Annotated in this window: 14 protein-coding genes and 1 riboswitch; of the genes, 6 read left to right on the forward strand and 8 right to left on the reverse strand. The window is 64.5% G+C overall.

Annotation, left to right across the window (positions count from 1 at the left end; all coding sequences use genetic code 11):
• Positions 1–26: 26 nt before the first annotated feature.
• Positions 27–2,150: a penicillin acylase family protein gene (locus LN996_RS01915; protein WP_253464728.1), complete on the reverse strand. Its 2,124-nt coding sequence runs from the start codon at positions 2,148–2,150 to the stop codon at positions 27–29.
• Between the two features lie 101 nt (positions 2,151–2,251).
• On the opposite strand from LN996_RS01915, the gene LN996_RS01920 reads away from it, so the two are divergent.
• The gene (locus tag LN996_RS01920) at positions 2,252–2,986 is read left to right on the forward strand and encodes a siderophore-interacting protein (protein WP_231338507.1); all 735 of its coding nucleotides are present in this window, start codon (positions 2,252–2,254) and stop codon (positions 2,984–2,986) included.
• Between the two features lie 30 nt (positions 2,987–3,016).
• On the opposite strand, the gene LN996_RS01925 is transcribed toward LN996_RS01920, so the two are convergent.
• Both LN996_RS01925 and LN996_RS01930 read right to left on the reverse strand, forming a co-directional pair.
• Complete coding sequence (locus LN996_RS01925; RefSeq protein WP_231338508.1) at positions 3,017–3,367, reverse strand: hypothetical protein; 351 nt, start codon at positions 3,365–3,367, stop codon at positions 3,017–3,019.
• 140 nt (positions 3,368–3,507) lie between these two features.
• A complete protein-coding gene (locus LN996_RS01930) occupies positions 3,508–4,452 on the reverse strand; it encodes a WXG100 family type VII secretion target (protein ID WP_231338509.1) in 945 nt (314 codons plus the stop codon).
• A 210-nt stretch (positions 4,453–4,662) separates the two neighbouring features.
• Here LN996_RS01930 and LN996_RS01935 point away from each other — a divergent pair, with 210 nt between their 5' ends.
• Both LN996_RS01935 and LN996_RS01940 read left to right on the forward strand, forming a co-directional pair.
• Positions 4,663–6,186: a UDP-N-acetylglucosamine 1-carboxyvinyltransferase gene (locus tag LN996_RS01935; protein ID WP_231338510.1), complete on the forward strand. Its 1,524-nt coding sequence runs from the start codon at positions 4,663–4,665 to the stop codon at positions 6,184–6,186.
• Between the two features lie 62 nt (positions 6,187–6,248).
• On the forward strand, positions 6,249–7,445 hold the full coding sequence (locus LN996_RS01940) for a glutamate--cysteine ligase (protein WP_231338511.1): 1,197 nt from the start codon (positions 6,249–6,251) through the stop codon (positions 7,443–7,445).
• Here LN996_RS01940 and LN996_RS01945 read toward each other — a convergent pair.
• The 5 genes from LN996_RS01945 to LN996_RS01965 all read right to left on the reverse strand — a co-directional run bounded on the left by LN996_RS01945 (position 7,432) and on the right by LN996_RS01965 (position 11,713).
• Positions 7,432–7,905, reverse strand: coding sequence for a hypothetical protein (locus LN996_RS01945; protein ID WP_231338512.1), 474 nt, complete (start codon positions 7,903–7,905; stop codon positions 7,432–7,434). The two genes, LN996_RS01940 and LN996_RS01945, sit on opposite strands and share 14 nt — an antisense overlap.
• A 10-nt stretch (positions 7,906–7,915) precedes the next feature.
• Positions 7,916–9,124, reverse strand: coding sequence for an O-succinylhomoserine sulfhydrylase (locus LN996_RS01950; protein ID WP_231338513.1), 1,209 nt, complete (start codon positions 9,122–9,124; stop codon positions 7,916–7,918).
• Positions 9,125–9,535: a rhodanese-like domain-containing protein gene (locus LN996_RS01955; RefSeq protein ID WP_231338514.1), complete on the reverse strand. Its 411-nt coding sequence runs from the start codon at positions 9,533–9,535 to the stop codon at positions 9,125–9,127.
• Complete coding sequence (locus LN996_RS01960) at positions 9,532–9,798, reverse strand: DUF1737 domain-containing protein (RefSeq protein ID WP_159708156.1); 267 nt, start codon at positions 9,796–9,798, stop codon at positions 9,532–9,534. Before LN996_RS01960 ends, LN996_RS01955 begins: the two co-directional genes overlap by 4 nt.
• 13 nt (positions 9,799–9,811) lie before the next feature.
• A riboswitch (SAM riboswitch) is annotated at positions 9,812–9,923 on the reverse strand.
• 86 nt (positions 9,924–10,009) lie between these two features.
• Positions 10,010–11,713, reverse strand: a complete 1,704-nt coding sequence (locus LN996_RS01965; protein WP_231338515.1) for a SulP family inorganic anion transporter — start codon at positions 11,711–11,713, stop codon at positions 10,010–10,012.
• A gap of 136 nt (positions 11,714–11,849) precedes the next feature.
• On the opposite strand from LN996_RS01965, the gene LN996_RS01970 reads away from it, so the two are divergent.
• Genes LN996_RS01970 through LN996_RS01980 form a run of 3 tightly spaced genes read left to right on the forward strand, consistent with a single transcriptional unit; the run spans position 11,850 to position 15,828 of the window.
• A complete protein-coding gene (locus tag LN996_RS01970; protein WP_231338516.1) occupies positions 11,850–13,193 on the forward strand; it encodes an NtaA/DmoA family FMN-dependent monooxygenase in 1,344 nt (447 codons plus the stop codon).
• Positions 13,193–14,770, forward strand: coding sequence for an aromatic amino acid ammonia-lyase (locus tag LN996_RS01975; protein ID WP_231338517.1), 1,578 nt, complete (start codon positions 13,193–13,195; stop codon positions 14,768–14,770). Before LN996_RS01970 ends, LN996_RS01975 begins: the two co-directional genes overlap by 1 nt.
• Positions 14,767–15,828 (forward strand): PLP-dependent cysteine synthase family protein, encoded by a 1,062-nt coding sequence (locus LN996_RS01980; RefSeq protein ID WP_231338518.1) that lies wholly within the window; start codon positions 14,767–14,769, stop codon positions 15,826–15,828. Before LN996_RS01975 ends, LN996_RS01980 begins: the two co-directional genes overlap by 4 nt.
• The last annotated feature ends 88 nt before the right edge of the window (positions 15,829–15,916 follow it).

The following is a 15,916-nucleotide window of genomic DNA, read 5'->3' on the forward strand; positions in this document are numbered from 1 at the left end:
GGGGCTGATGCGGTGAACGGGGTTGGTTAGGGAATGTCTGTGGCCAGGGCCGACCAGTCAGTGACCACAGGGGCGAGTTGCCCGGCGGTCCACAGGGGGAGTTGGTCGGCAAAATGCTGGTGGTCCGGCGTACCCGAGGCGCCGAAGGGGACAATCCATCGGCTGTTTCGCCGATCGGACAGGTCCCAAACGTAACGGGCCACGGGCCCACGGAAACTTCGGTCGTCTACTCCGGGGAGGCTTTCGGTGCAGAGGACGCACCCGGTGTCTCCGCTCAGGTCGGCCGTTGGTGCCGGTGACGCGAGGGCGCCGGGGAGGACGTGAACGGGCAGGAGCTTGTGCCGGTCGCCCCAGGTAGAGCCATTGAGCATGGCTTCCTCCAACGCAACGTCTTCAAGCCCGGCCGCAGCTTCCACGCCAACGTTGATGCCAAGCTCGGAGCCGCGGAGCAGGAGGGTCTCCAGGGCAAAACCAACGCGGGATACCACGGACAACCACGGCCCGAACAAAGGGGAGTAGCCGGTGGGCTCGTTCAGCGGAGCAAGGGCGGAGTGCCGCGCGAGGCGCTGTACCAACGCGCCCCGCCACGCTGCGAAAACGGCAGCGCGGTGGCTCCCGGCATCCATGCGGCCATCCCACTCGAACAGCAGCGAACGCAACACCTTGGCCTCACGGGACAAATCGTCGGCATCGATCCCCTCAAGCAGTGACCGGAAGAATGGCCACGGACCCAGCAAGGTGTCCGTGTGGATAGCCTGCATGTCATCCACGGTCAAGGTCCCGGACGGGGCGGCCTCCAGCAAATCGCGGATCCGCAAGGCCCGGTGCGCCGGCGCGAACTCCATGGCTACGGCGTCGCCGCCTCCCGCCGCGCGGTCGTTCGCGCTCACCGCAAACTGCTGGACCTCGGTGCGGGGCAGGATCACATACTGGCCGTCCCACTCATTGCGTGCGGAGAACGCCGGAGCCGGGAGGCGACGGTTTGCGGGATTCCGTTGCGGAACGAGCCCGGCAACGAAATGCCGTACGGCCCCGGAATCGTCCGCGGCCACCACGCTGTTGACCGGCTCCACCCAGGCATCGAAGGCGACCTCGACTTCGGAGACGCTCCGGCTCCGCAGAAGCGGCAGGAGGGCCTCGAAACCCAGCCGCCCTTCAACCCGGGCCGGGAAACGCAGGCTCAGGGCGTCGCCGTCGGACGCTTCAGAGATCACCGAACCGCGCCCCGTCCCGATGACCTCGACGGTCACCGCCTCACCATCGCGGACGCTCATGGTTTCGGTGCTGACGACGGCGGTTTCCCAGCCTTCCGCTCCACGCGCCTCAACGCGCTCGCCGCCCGCATCGGTGACCCGGCGCAGTTCTTCCTCGAAGAGGTCCTGGTAGTCGGCCATGGCATTGGTGATTGCCCAAGCAGTATGGCCGGTCTGCGCGAAGTGCGGGAGGCCGGGAACGCCGGGGAATGCGAAGCCGATCGCGTCGAACTCCGGGCAGGCCAGCCGAACTTGCTGGTACACGCCGGGGAGTTCCATGAGGCGGTGGGGGTCGCCTGCGATCAGGGGGAGGCCGCTGGCCGTGGTCGAGCCGTGCGCGGCCCATGCGTTGCTGCCGGACCAGACCGGGGCTTCGATGCTGAACAGGCTCACGGCTTCATCGCCAAGTGTTCGCGCGACGTGGGCCCTGAAGAGCTTGTTGGGGAACGTTGAGAAGAGGATGTGATGCACCAGGAAGACACCCATCGGCGTCCACGGATTCCATGGCTCCGGGGTACTGGCGGACTCGTCGAACTCGGGGCCGCCGCGGAGCCCGTCCACCAGGGCCTGGTTGACGCCGGCCACATACTGTCCGCACCAACGCTGGGTGGCGGCATCGAGGTTTTCAAAGCAGCGCCGCGCGGTGTCGTCAAGCCGGGCTTGGCGGGCGAACCTGTCCCAGACCACCGCATCCGGGCCCAGCACCTCGGCGGTGCGTCCCTCGGAGCGCCACCGTTCCAGTTCGATCTGCCAGGAGCGGTCAGTGGCCGCATTCATGCCCTGGAGGAAAGCAAGGTCGTCGGCGGAATCGGCCCACAAGTGCGGGATTCCCCACGAGTCTCGGTAGATTCCGGGGCCGCCTGCCGGGGCGGAATTGTGCGTCGGGGCAGGCGTCATAATCTCTGGCCGCTTTCGAGCTTAGGTTAGGCTTACTTAAGCTCAAGATAAATGGCTTTGGCCCCGTTCACAAATCGTGGCCGTTCGTGAAGGAGTGTTGCTTGAAGCGCAATTGGGAAGGCGTCGTCCTCAAAGTCATGGGCGCCAAGGACTTCACCTTGGAAGTCACAGGGAAGGAAGAGATCACCCCGGATTTCCTCCGCGTCCACGTCCGCGACGGCGGCCTCCTGGAGCGCAGCGGCCTGCATCCCACCATGTGGATCCGGCTGTGGTTCGACGATTCCGGCAAGGCACACCAGCGCGCTTACACCTTGGTCAATGCCTCCCCGGCGGCAGGCACGTTCAGCATGGACTTCGCGATGCATAACGGTGTTGCGGCGGATTGGGCCCGTTCCGCCAGTGCCGGCGACACCATCGATGCCACCGTCCAGGGGAGTTCCTTCACCTTCCCGCAACCGTCTCCGCGCCGGATCTGGGTGGTGGGCGACCCCGCCTCCATCCCGGCCATCAATTCGTTGCTGGACGAGCGGCAGCTTTCTGCGGCGGGCGGGGCTCCGGTGAGTGCCTGGCTTGAATACCAGCACGACGCCGACCCCTCGCTTGAAGTGCGGACGTCGGATTCCGACGTCGTCACCTGGATTCCGCGCAAACGCGACGGTGCCGCTTTGGTGGAGGAGGTCTGTGGTGCGCTCACTGCGGAGACTGTTTCCGTGGATAGCGACTTCTTCTGGATTGCCTGCGAAGCCTCCAGCACCCGGGCAATCGTGAAACACCTGCGGAAGACGCTGGGCGTGGACAAACACCGGATCGATGCCCTGGGGTACTGGCGCGTCTAGGAATCGCAGCGTTTCTGCGGCCTTCAGGCGTTACTCGCGCCAGTTGAGGAAGCCCTTTTTCCCCTCCGGTGGGGTGAGGACCACGTCCCGGCCGTACTTCTTCTGTGCGTCAGCGCCGAAAAAGGCATCCGGGACGATGCGGATTGCCTTGGCCACCTTCCCGTCCTTCAGGAAGACGAACAACGTGGGCGAGGCCGTGTAGCGGTTCTCCTTGGTCAGCGGCTCGCCGAAGGCTGCTTCGATGTCCTTGGCCGGCGTTCCCTCCGTCACGAAACCCGCCTGGTCCCACTCGAAGTCCGTGGCGTCAGCCAGTTTCAAGGCCGTGCCGTTCCTCGCGGACTCAAGCACCTGGCTGTTAAGCTTCTCGTTCGATTCGGGCATGACGGATCCTCCTAGTGAACAGGCGGCCAGTGAACAGGCGGCCAGGGCGCAGGCCAGAATAACGGTGAGCAGGCCGGCCAGGGTGGCGCGGCCGGCGGAAGCCCTCGGCCGTCGTCGTGCCTGTGTTTGGTGGGGGAACCTCATGAGGTGGTCCTCGACTCGTCGTTAAACTCCGGATCCTCGCCCGGGGCGGGCTCGGCATTGTTGGCGTCGCCGGTCTGGTCCATGGGGACCTCATTGGACGGGTGGGGCAGCAGGTCCTGTCCCACCACCACGGTGTCGCCGTTGTTCACGGCTTCCTCGATCAAATCCGCAAGCTCCTCAGCGCTGGCATCCGGGTTGGCTATGGCCACATTGCGGCCCACCTCATTGTTGTACAGATCCATGGCTTCGCGGGGCGCAGGATTGCCGGGGAGCTGCTCGTGCGCCGTGGCGTAGTCCTCCGCCCAGTCCGCGCCGAACTCCTTGACCATGAGCGCGTTCCAGTACGCGTGGCGGAAGGCGTCGTTCTGGTCATCGTTGCGATCGGCGCTGGGGAAGCGGTCATCGGCAGTGCTGAAAGCGTCATCATGAATGTCTTTGAAGGCGTTCATCTCGAAAGGACCCAAGCCGTTGAGGAGTTCCGCTTCCTTCTCGGTGACCTCCCGTTGGTCAACGACGAAGCGCAGGGGATCCCAGTCTCCGGGCCACTTGGTGGTCTCCGCGTCGCTGACCTGGTATTCGTCCAGGATTTCCTGCGGTGTGGGCTGGCCAGGGTTCGGATTGGCCGCGGTGGTCTTGGTGGTGGCCTCGCTGCCCGCACCTTCCGTGGATGCGGAGGACTGCTGGTCGGCGTTGGTGAGCACGGACTGTGACGCCTCTTCCAGGCCCCGCGTGGTTGTCTGCAGCAACGGCCTCAGGCGGCCCTGCCAATCTGCGGCAAAACGCTTGGCATCCTGGCCCTGCCAACCGCCGCCTTGGCCGGTCATGCCTTGGGCGATCAACGAGTCGAGCTCCCGGGCCCGGCTGGTCAGCAGTGACGCACCGTTGGCCAAAGCCTTCGAAAGTGCTTTGAGTTGGTCGACGTCGGCGCCGTAGAAAGGCATGTTTCCCCCTGAGCTTTCCCTCCATGGTTTGGTATTGCTCCGCGGACCGCAATGGGTACTACTGCCCGATGGCGACTGAGGGAAAGCGTTCGCCTGCGATGAGTGGCCGCCGTCGAGCCCTATATCTCACGGCACGGGTATGGTGTGACGTTAGCCGCTCAAACGGCGTTTTGTTCGAGAGTTCTAGCTCACCTGTGATATTTCTTGGATATGACTCAACCTACCGCTGAACACGTAGGCCTTCTGCTCCGCAACGCCCGTGGCGAAAAAGGGTGGACGCAGGGGCAGCTGGCTACCGAGCTGGGAACCAGCCAGAGCGCAATCGCCCGGATGGAGCAAGGTAAACAGAATCTGAGCCTCCGGATGATCGAACGGCTCGAGGCCATTTTCGGGCGTTCCATCGTCAAAGTAGGCAAGCCGCAGATGACCCACCTCCGCGTCGAGGGTGGCCGAACCCTTTCGGGCGAAGTGGACGTCAACAGCAGTAAGAATGCAGGCGTCGCACTGTTGTGCGCGAGCCTGATCAACCGTGGCACCACCACGCTGCGCCGCTTGGCACGCATCGAGGAAGTCAACAGGATCGTCGAGGTACTGACGTCCATCGGCATGGAATGTACATGGCTCAACGGCAGCGATCTCCGTATCCGCCGCCCCGAGGTCCTGGATCTTGGATCAATGGACGTCGATGCCGCCCGACGCACCCGCAGCGTCATCATGCTGCTCGGTCCGCTGCTGGACGAGACCAGCGAATACCTGCTGCCCTACGCCGGTGGCTGCGACCTCGGCACGCGGACCGTGGAGCCCCACATGCAGGCGCTTCGCCAGTTCGGACTTGAGGTTGAAGCGAAGTCCGGCTTCTACTCTGTTTCTGCGCCTCCGGCTGACGCCCATGACCGTTCCTTCGTCCTGACCGAGCGCGGTGACACCGTTACCGAGAACGCCATCATGGCCGCCGCGCACCGCGAAGGTACCACCGTGATCCGCAACGCCAGCCCCAACTACATGGTCCAGGACCTCTGCTTCTACCTGCAGGGGCTTGGAGTGGCGATTGACGGCGTCGGAACCACGACGCTGAAGATCACCGGACGCTCCGCCATTGACGTCGATATTGAGTACTTCCCGTCCGAGGACCCCATCGAGGCCATGAGCCTGATTACCGCAGGCATCGTCACCAACTCCGAGGTCACCATCCGCCGGGTTCCCATCGAGTTCATGGAAATCGAGCTCGCCACTTTGGAGCAGATGGGCCAGAACCTCGAAATCTCCGGTGAGTACATGGCCCGCAACGGCCGGACACGCTTGGTGGACGTCACAACCAAGCCCTCCGAGCTCCGCGCACCGCAGGACAAGATCCACCCCATGCCATTCCCGGGCCTGAACATCGACAACCTGCCGTTCTTCGCCGTGATTGCGGGCAATGCCGAGGGCCAGACCATGATCCACGACTGGGTCTATGAGAACCGTGCCATTTATTTGACGGAGCTCAACAAGCTGGGCGCCCAGGTTCAGTTGCTCGATCCGCACCGGATCTACGTCAACGGGCCCACCAAGTGGCGTGCCGCGGAAATCGGCTGCCCGCCGGCCCTGCGCCCTGCCGCCTGCTTGCTCTTGGCGATGCTGGCAGCCAGGGGAACCTCCGAACTTCGCAACATCTACGTGATCGAGCGCGGCTATGAGGACCTGGCCGAGCGACTGAACACCATCGGCGCGAAGATCGAGTACTTCCAGGACTAGGCTCCACCCGGTGGAGGCATGCAAGCCCTGTCCTCCACCGGCCGCCGGGCGCAGAATGGAGCATGCGGACTTTCGGGGTTGAGGAAGAGCTGCTCATCGTCGATCCTGTGACGGGCGAGCCCTTGGCCCTCGCGGATGCGCTGCTGGCAGGCCACGAAGAGCCCACAACCGCCACGGGCCTCAGCCACGAACTCAAGCTGGAGCAAATCGAAACCCAGACCCGTCCCTGCCACAGCTACACCGAGCTCCTGCAGCAGATCCACCGTGGCAGGGCAATGGCCAACGAGACCGCCCGCCAGCACGGAGCCCGGGTGGCCGCGATCGCCACGTCTCCCTTGGCCTCGAACACGCACACCACTCCTCATCCCCGCTATGCCGCGATGCTGGATCGCTTCGGGATCGTTGCCACGGAACAACTGACGTGCGGATTCCATGTTCACACGTCAGTGGAGTCACCCGAGGAAGGTGTGGTGGTGCTGGACCACATCCGCGACAAACTCGCTGTGCTCACGGCCCTCACCGCCAACTCGCCGTACTGGCGCGGACTTCCTACGGGTTTCGACAGCTACCGCACGCAGGCATGGAACCGGTGGCCCACTTCCGGACCGTCGGCCATTTTCGGTTCGCTCACCGCCTATCGACGCATCGTGAAACGACTCCTGGAAACAGGCGTCATCCTGGATGAGGGCATGATCTACTTTGACGCCCGCATTTCCATGAACCACCCCACCGTGGAGGTCCGCGTGGCCGATGTCTGCCTCCGCGCCGAGGACGCGGCCTTGATTGCCGTGCTGGTGCGGGCTTTGGTGGAGACGGATTCTTTGGAAATGCTCGACGGCGTTGAGCCCACAGCGGTGCCCACGGCACTCCTGCGGATGGCGAGCTGGCAAGCCAGTAATTCAGGGCTGCGCGGAGATCTCCTGGACTTCGGTGATTTCCGTCCCCGGCCGGCGTCGGAGGTTGTGTGGGCGCTGGTGGACTACGTGAGCCCGGTCCTGGATGACCACAGCGAATTGGAGCTGGTCAAAGCGGGGATCTCGGCCTTGCTTGAACGAGGCAACGGGGCCCATGAACAACGCGAAGCCGCGGTGCGTTACAACAAAAGGCAGCGGGATCGGCAAAGCCAGCCGGGCAGTCCGCCCACCAACCAAGCCTTGGCCGCCGTCGTCGGGCATGCTGCGAAGGTGACGGTGCGCGGCTGCGCCGCTGACGCGCGTAGGGAGCCGGCGCCCATGCTGACCCGGGTCAGGCGGCCCTAGGCTTGTCGGCTTCGGATTCCTCCCATGTCATCAGGTAGGCGCCGGTCAGTCCCTCCACCAAGTAGAAGAAGAACGGCGGGATGTCCTTCTTAGCTACCAAGATGGCGCCATAGACAGGTGCGCTGGCCGCGGCCGTGACACCGATCCACCGTTGGACGGGCAGGGAGAGAAGGCTCCCGCCGAGGGCTGCCAACGCCACAACGTGCAGCGCGGAGTACGTGAGGAACGGCGTGTTGGATCCCCGGCGGTAGGCGAATCCCACCGGGACTGCGACGGTTCCCACAGCGGTCAGATGCTGCCCCGCAATCCAGCTGCGCTGGCTGGCTGTCAGCATGCGCAGGCGTGCGGCGTTGTCCGGGGTGATGTAGACGCGGGAGACCGGCGAGATTCCAACGAACCACACCACCGTGCCGGCAACGATGACCGCTCCGGCACGGCGATAGGGATGGTTCCCGCTCATGGCAGCAAGGTTAGACCTGTTTGAGGGCCTTCTCCAGATCCAGGATGAGGTCGTCCACGTCCTCCAGGCCCACAGACAAACGGACAACGCCGTCGCTGAGTCCGATGGCCGCGCGGCCCTCCGGACCCATGGCCCGGTGGGTGGTGGTGGCCGGGTGGGTGATGAGGGACTTGGAGTCGCCAAGGTTGTTGGAGATGTCGATGACGCGGAGGCCATCGAGCAGCGCGAACGCGGAATCCTTGGCAGAACGTCCCGCGGAAGGGAGCAGCTCGAACGTCAGCACCGTACCGCCGGCCTTCATCTGCTTCGCGGCCAGCTCGTATTGCGGGTGTGACTTCAACAGGGGGTACTTGACCCAGCTGATGGCGGGCTGCTGCTCAAGCCACTCCGCGATCTTCAAAGCGGACGCCGAGCTGTGGTTTACGCGCAGCCCGATGGTCTCCAGGCCTTTGGTGAGGACCCAGGCGTTGAAGGCGGAAAGCGAAGGACCGGTGTGTCGCATGAGCTGCTTGACCGGGCCATCGATGAATTCCTTGGTGCCCAGGATCGCGCCGCCGAGGACACGTCCCTGGCCATCGATGTGCTTGGTGCCGGAATAGACGATCACGTCCGCGCCCAGCTCACCGCAGCGCTGCAGCAGGGGAGTGGCAAAGACATTGTCGACGACGACCGTCGCCCCTGCGGCATGCGCCAGTTCGCTGACGGCAGCGATGTCGACGATCTCCTGCATGGGGTTGGACGGCGATTCGAAGAAGACCGCGGTGGTCGGTTCCGAGAGGGCCTCACGCCACTGGTCCAGGTCCGGGCCGTCCACAAAAACGGTCTCGACGCCCCACCGCGGGAGGATCTCGTTCAGGATCACGAAGCAGGAGCCGAACAAGGAACGGGCAGCAACAACGCGGTCACCGGCAGCCAACAGCGCACCCAAGGCGGTGAAGACTGCGGACATACCGGACGCGGTGGCGAAGCATGCCTCGGTTCCTTCGAGCAGGCGCAAGCGCTCCTGGAACGTGGCCACGGAAGGGTTGCCATAGCGGGAGTAGACGAAACGTTCGTCCTCACCGGTGAAGGCCCGTTCGGCAGCTGCGGCGGATTCGTAAACGAAGCCGGAGTTCAGGAACACGGGTTCGGCCGTTTCCTGGAAATTTGTGCGGTCAAGGCCGCCGCGGACGGCCTGGGTGTCAGGGCTCCAGCCGGCGGCGTCGGGATTGAACGTCACTTACTCGGTCCCCAGATTCGTCGGCAGGCCACGGTTCTTCCAACCATTGACCGTGCGCTCCCCGTAGCGGTCCGGTTCGCCTTCGAAGCCCTCAAGGACGTTATAGGCAGTGAAACCGGCCTGCGTTGCAGCGATGGCGGCGGAGATTGAGCGCTGGCCCGAGCGGCAAATGAAGACGAGCTCCACGGTGTCGTCCTCGGGCGCCTGCTGCTGCAGGTCCTCGATGAAACGGGAATTGGGGATGCCGCCAGCGAGGTTCCACTGGATGAACAGGGGATCGTTCTCGGTTGCCTTGGTGTCCGGGATACCGATGTGGGCCCACTCGCCCTCGGTGCGTACATCCACCAGGATGGCGCCTTCTTCAAGCTTGGCCCACGCGTCCTGCGGGGTCAGGTCACCTGCGTAGCTCATGCGTGGCCCTCGAATGCTTCTTCGTCGTCGTAGTTCTCCAACTGGTCAACGGCGTTGGCGACGGCGGCATCCGCAGTGGCAATCGCGGCCGGAAGGACGACGGCCTGGGCAACGATGACGTCGGTGCCATTGAATGTGGCGGCCGGGCTGCCGTGGAGTACGTAGCCTTCTGCCAGCGAGTTGTGGATACGCTCGCAGAAATCACGGGTATCCGGGCCTGTAATCAGGCGGTAAGAGAGTTTTTCTTCAGTGGGTTCAGGCATTGCTGGTGCTCCTCAGTCACGCTTGCAGTTCGAGTTGTCGATACGCCGAGTAGTCACCTGAGGCACCCCGCCGGAGAGAGGGTTGCCGACCAGCAAGTCAGGGCTTTGCGCTGGTACTCATTACTCAAGAAAAACGTAACATCCGCGGGCGTCGGGCTGCACTTGCACGTACCTGCACCCTCGTCATGTTGCGTAATCGGAGAGGCTGGAGCTATTCGCGCCTGAGCGCGCGCACCGCAGCCCCGACAGTGGGGAAGAAATGGGCGGGTGTGAAACGGGCCGCTGTGCCCAAGCGGATCAACTTGTCCTTCACCGGTCCTTTGAGCTCGGCGAACACCAAGTCCACGCCTTTGCTTGCGAGCCATTCGTCCAGCGTGACCAGATCGTCCAGGGCTGTGGTGTCGATCCCGGTGATGGGCTCAGCGGCGAGGACGACGTGGGTAATGGGATGTTCGCCCTCGTCAAGGGATTCGTCCAGTTGCTCGCGAACGAAGGTTGCCAGGACCTGTCCGTTCCCGAAGAACAGGGGCGCATCGAAGCGCAAAATCAGGAGGCCGGGGATGCGTTCGGCACCAGGGTGCCTCTCGAGGTCGTGGTAGCCGGGCAGGCCCTCCTCGGAGCCGAGCTCTGTTCGATACGGGTCCCACGCCCTGCGTACGAAATCCAGGAGCGCCAAGGCTACGGCTACGACGATGCCCTGGAGAACGCCCACTGTGAGAACTCCCAGGAACGCGGCGAGCATTACTACGGATTCACTCCGGCTCATGCTCAGGAGCCGCCGGACGCCTGCTGGATCGGCCAAGGCAATCGCCGCCGCAATCACGACGGCGGCCAGAGTTGCCGAAGGCAGATACGCGGTCACGCCCGGAGCCAACAGCATGAAGGCCAGCACCAGCACCGCTCCCACAACGCCGGTCATCTGGGACTTGGCACCAGCGTCCACGGCGACAGGGGTTCGGGAGGCGCTGCCGGAGATCGGGAATCCCCCCAGCAAGCCGGTGGCAGCATTGGCCGCCCCGAGCGCTGCCATCTCCCGGTTGCCGGACACCCGCTTGCCTTCCTTCGCGGCCAGGGTTTGGGACAGCACTCCCGTATCCGCGAAGACCATGAGCGCAATGCCGGCAGCGGCGGGCAGCAACGTTAACGCGTCTGCCCAGCCAATGCCGCCAAGCGCGGGCATCGGCAGGCCCTGGGGCAATTCCCCGGTGACCTTGACGTCGTCGTTGAGGCCCCAGACCGCCGTCGCAACGCAGGAGCCAACCACCGCCAGCAGGACGCCCGGAACCTTCCATTTCAGGACCCTTGGGACCCAGATCAATGCCAGCGAGGCCACGCCCAGCAGCAGCGCGGTGATGTTGACCTCGCCGCCCAGCACCCCAGTGGTGACCTTCGCGAGCTTGTGCCAGATGTCGCCGTCGGCCTCAATCCCCAGGAACGCCGGCAGCTGCGAGAGCGCTACCAAAAGGGCGATCCCGTTGAGGTACCCAAGCCGGATCGGTTTGGACAGCAGGCCCGTGACTGCCCCGAGCTTCAAGGCTGAGCCCGCGAGCATGAAGGCACCCACCAGGACGGCCAAGAGTCCTGCCAATGCCACCGACTTCCCGCTGCTTCCCGCCGCCAGCGGCACAATCGCCGCGGCGATCAGCGGGGCCAGGGCCGAGTCGGGTCCCAGGACAAGGATGCGGGAAGGCCCAACGACGGCGTAGGCGAGCAACGGCACAACGGTCGCGTAGAGTCCGGTAACAGGTGGAAGCCCGGCTGCCTGCGCATAAGCCATCCCGGCGGGCACCAGCAGGGCAAACAGCGCGGCGCCCGCGATGATGTCATGCCGCAGCCATTCACGCTTGTAACCCTTGAGGGCCCAGACGCTGGACAGCCTGTCTTTGGCCGAAGGGCGGGCGGTTGATGCACTCATACAGCGATCATTCCCGACGCCTCCTGTCTGCGGAACAAGGTGACCGCTGTATGTGGAAACCGGGAGGGGCCGGGGCACGTCCAATTGTGACGTCCCGGGAGCATAATTGACCCAGTACGACCCCCTGTAACTTCGCATGAAATCAGGTCGTGGTGAACGGACAGAGCAGTTCTACACTCAAGCCCATGCTGCACTTTGGATGGTTTGTGGGCCACGGATTCGGTGTCCAGGGCTGGGGTACGCCCGGCTACGGCCTGGGCTACGACTGGAAAAACCCGCCCTGTACCAGGAGGCCGTCCGGGCGTTTGAACGATCCGGCCTGGACCTGTTCATCATCGAGGACTCGCTCACGGTTCCTGATACGTATGGCGGTTCGGCCGAGGTGTCCTTGGCCCACGCGTCCTTCGCGCCCAAACATGATCCGCTGGCATTGGTCCCGTACCTTCTCGCCGCCACCGAACACCTGGGCATCGTGCCGACGGTCAGCGCTTCCTTCTACCCGCCCTTCACGGCCGCCCGTCTCCTCGCGACGTTGCAGCATTTTTCCGAGGGGCAGCTGGGGTGGAACGTCGTTACCTCGGGCAGTGACCTCGCCGCGCAGAATTACGGGCTGGACCAGCAGATCGAGCACGATCTTCGCTACGAAAAGGCGGAGGAGTTCGTTGACGTCGTCAGGCGGCTTTGGCGGAGCTGGGAGCCTGGCGCTGTTCTTGAGGATGTGGACGCCGGAGTATTCGCGGACCACAGCAAAGTTCACCCGATCAACCACCAGGGCGACTTCTTCAAAGTCCGCGGTCCGCTGAACACGGCGCCGCTGCCGGAGGAACCCGTGCTGGTGCAGGCCGGTGCCTCTCCCCGGGGCAAGGCGTTCGCGGGCGGACACGCTGATGTGGCCATTGCCCTGGCCCGTGGCGTTGACGGGATGAAGTCCTACCGTGACTCGATCCGTGCGGAGGCTGCCAAAGCCGGCAGGAACCCCGACGACGTCAAGGTGCTTTTCGTCCTGAAGCCCACCGTGGTTGGTTCTGCGGCCGAGGCCGGGGAATTGCGGGCCCGGCGTCGTGAGCTTACCCAGCGCGACATCGACAGCCAGCTCAACTCCATCTCCTACCTGTCCGTGATCGACTTCAAACAGTTCGACCTCGACGCACCCCTTCCGGAACTGAGCACCAACAGCAACCAAGGGACACTGGAACACTTCGCCAAAGCGGCGCCTCCGGGGTCCACGCTGCGCCAGATCCTGCAGGCGCGCAGTGGCGGAGCGGGAGACTCGATCATCGGCACGGTCGGCGAAATTGCCGACTACCTCGAGTCGACAGGGTCTGAGGTGGGTGGCGACGGGTTCCTCTTCTCGGGCTTCGTTGATCCCGTAACGGTGCATGGTGTGCTGGACAAGCTCACTCCCGAACTGAGGCGTCGCGGGTTGTTGAGGAAGACTTACGGCAACGGTGGTTTCCGGCAGAATCTCCTGGACTTCTGATGGCGTCAGCTGAGCCGCGGACCCTACTCTTGGGAACGGCGCCGGTATCTGCGTGGAGTGTGGCCGTGGCTGCTGCAGACCCGACGTTTCACGTGAAACTCAACCAAGATACGTTGTCTTTGCTGGCCCGATCCCGGGATGTGCTTGAACGTGCCGCCACGTCGGGGCAGCGTGTCTACGGGCTCAACACCTTACTCGGATCCGGCCGCGACACCGCTGTGGAGGAGAAGTCCCTCCTGGCGTACCAAATCCAAGTCGTCAGGTATCACAACAGCGGTGTGGGCTCGTATCTGGACCGTGCTTCTGCCCGGGCAGTGATCCTTGCCCGGCTCATAGGTTTCAGCCGGGGCGGCTCCGGTGTCCGTCCGGAAACAGCTGGTTTCTACGTCGAGATGATCAACCGCGGAGTCCTTCCCGCCATCCCACGTGAAGGCTCGGTGGGCTCGTCCGACCTGACCCAGCTCGCCGCCGTCGCTGCCGTCGCAATAGGTGAGGGTGAAGCCTTCGATGCCGATGGAACCTTGGTGCCGGGGGCCAAAGCGCTCGCAGGCGCCGGCCTCCAACCATTGGTCCTCGCGCCGGGCGAAGCGCTCGCGCTGGTTAGCGCCAACGCGTATTCCGTGGGCGTAGGAACCCTCGCCCTGGTGCGTTTGCAACGCATAGCCGAACTGGCCGACGTCGCGCTTTCCCTCTCGCTGGAGACCATCGCAAGGTACGACGGCGGCGGGAACCTCAGCCCGTTTTCGCCGGCTATCCAGGGGGCCAAGGCGGTGGACGGGCAGCGGGACTCGGCTGCTGCTGTGCGTCACCTGTTGAGGGGTGGATGGCTGGAGGACGTCCGTCCCGAGGTCTCAGTGCAGGACGCGCTGTCTTTCCGGGCTGCGCCGCAAACGCACGGGGCATTCCGGTCCTTGGTGACACAGCTCGGTGTTGCGTTGGAAGTCGAGCTCAACGGCCGCGGCGACAATCCCTTGGTGGACGTTGAATCCGGTTACATGGTCTCCGGCGGAAACTTCCAACCGATGCAACTGGCTCTTGCGTTCGAAAGCCTGCGGCTGGCCTTGGCGCATGTGGGAATTTCCAGTGAACGGCGCATCGCCAAGTTGTATCCACCCCAACGGGCCATCCGGGCAAGGCATCTGGAGGCTGCGTCCTCTGAGGCGGGTGCGCCGGGCCTTGCCCAGGAGGAACTGCCCGGGCTGCTGTGGTACTCCGCAGCCGGACTGCTGGCCGAACTCAAGTTCCTGGCCGCCCCGGCAACCCTCGGCGCACCAACCCTGTCCGCCGACGTCGAGGACCATTCAACCCTTGCCCCGCTCGCCTTGCAGCAACTCGAAAAGTCGTTGGGTGTTCTGGAAAAGCTCCTGACGATCGAGGCCCTGACAGCGTCCTATTTGCTGCTTGAAGCCGGAGCCGCGCAACCTCTCGGGAAGGGGACGGGCGCCGTCGTGGGTCGGCTCGCGGACGTGCTGGCCGACAGGCCGTCGGCACCGGACCTCGTGGAGCGGGCGCGGGTTGAATTGCACGACGTCATTGACCAGGTTTTCCCAGCAGCGGACGGGGAGGATGCGCAGTGAGCACGGCGTTTCGCAAACATGGTGTACATGCGGCTTCCACTGTTCCGGACGGGCTGGATGCTTCGGTTCTGGACAAGGTGGGAAACACTCCGCTGGTGACGTTGGAGGCGCTCAGCCGCGGACTGGGCAGCGCCATCCGCGTCAAGCTCGAGTCCGAAAACCCCGGCGGCTCCATCAAGGACCGGACCGCGCTGAGCATGGTGCGGGCGGCTGAAAGGTCGGGCGAGCTGAAACCCGGGGCCACCATCGTGGAGAGCACGTCCGGCAATACCGGGATTGGCCTGGCGCTCATTGGCCACCTGACGGGGCATCCGGTGGTGGTGGTCACGGGCGACACGATCTCCGAGGAGAAGCTCGCCGCGCTGCACAACTACGGCGCCCGCGTGATCCTGACCGACTGGAATGCGCCGTCCGAGTCGCCGGAGAACGCCCGGGCAGTGGCTGCGCGGATTACGGCCGAGACGCCCGGTGCGTGGCGGCCCATGCAGTTCGACAACCCCGCCAATCCTCTTGCACACTACGAAGCCACTGGCCCGGAGATCTGGGAGCAGACCGGCGGCTTGGTGACGCATTTCGTTGCGGGCATCGGGACTTGTGGGACCATCAGCGGGAATGGCCGGTTCTTGAAGGAACGTGTGGCTGCCCTGCGGCCTGGCGGACATCTGGAAGTCGTCGGGGCTGATCCCTATGGCTCTGCCTACAGTGGCGGGCATCCCGGCGAAATCCTGGTGGACGGCGTGGGCAACTCCTGGCCGGAACCGGAGTGGCCCAAGGCCTTCGACCGCGCCATTGTGGACCGGTTCCTCCGGATCCCCAACGATGAGGTCTACACCACCGTGCACCGGCTCCTCGATGAGGAAGGGCTTGCGCTGGGTCCGTCGTCGGGGCTCGCAGTGGCTGCGGCCCTGCGGGTGGCGCGCGCCGCACCCCACGGCTCGGTGGTGGTGGCCATAGCCCCCGACGCCGGTACGAACTACCTGAGCAAAGCCTTCAACCCGGTGTGGCTGGCGGAGCACGGCATCCGCCTCGCCGCCGACACCCCCTCCGCCCGCGAGTAGGATCCTCTCTCACCTCCCGTCGGGTTTTGGCCGACGCTCGCTCACTTCCTGTCGGGTTTTGGCCGACGCTCGCTCACTTGAGGGTGCT

Source organism: Arthrobacter sp. AK01 (genome assembly GCF_021109375.1).
Lineage (GTDB): Bacteria > Actinomycetota > Actinomycetes > Actinomycetales > Micrococcaceae > Arthrobacter.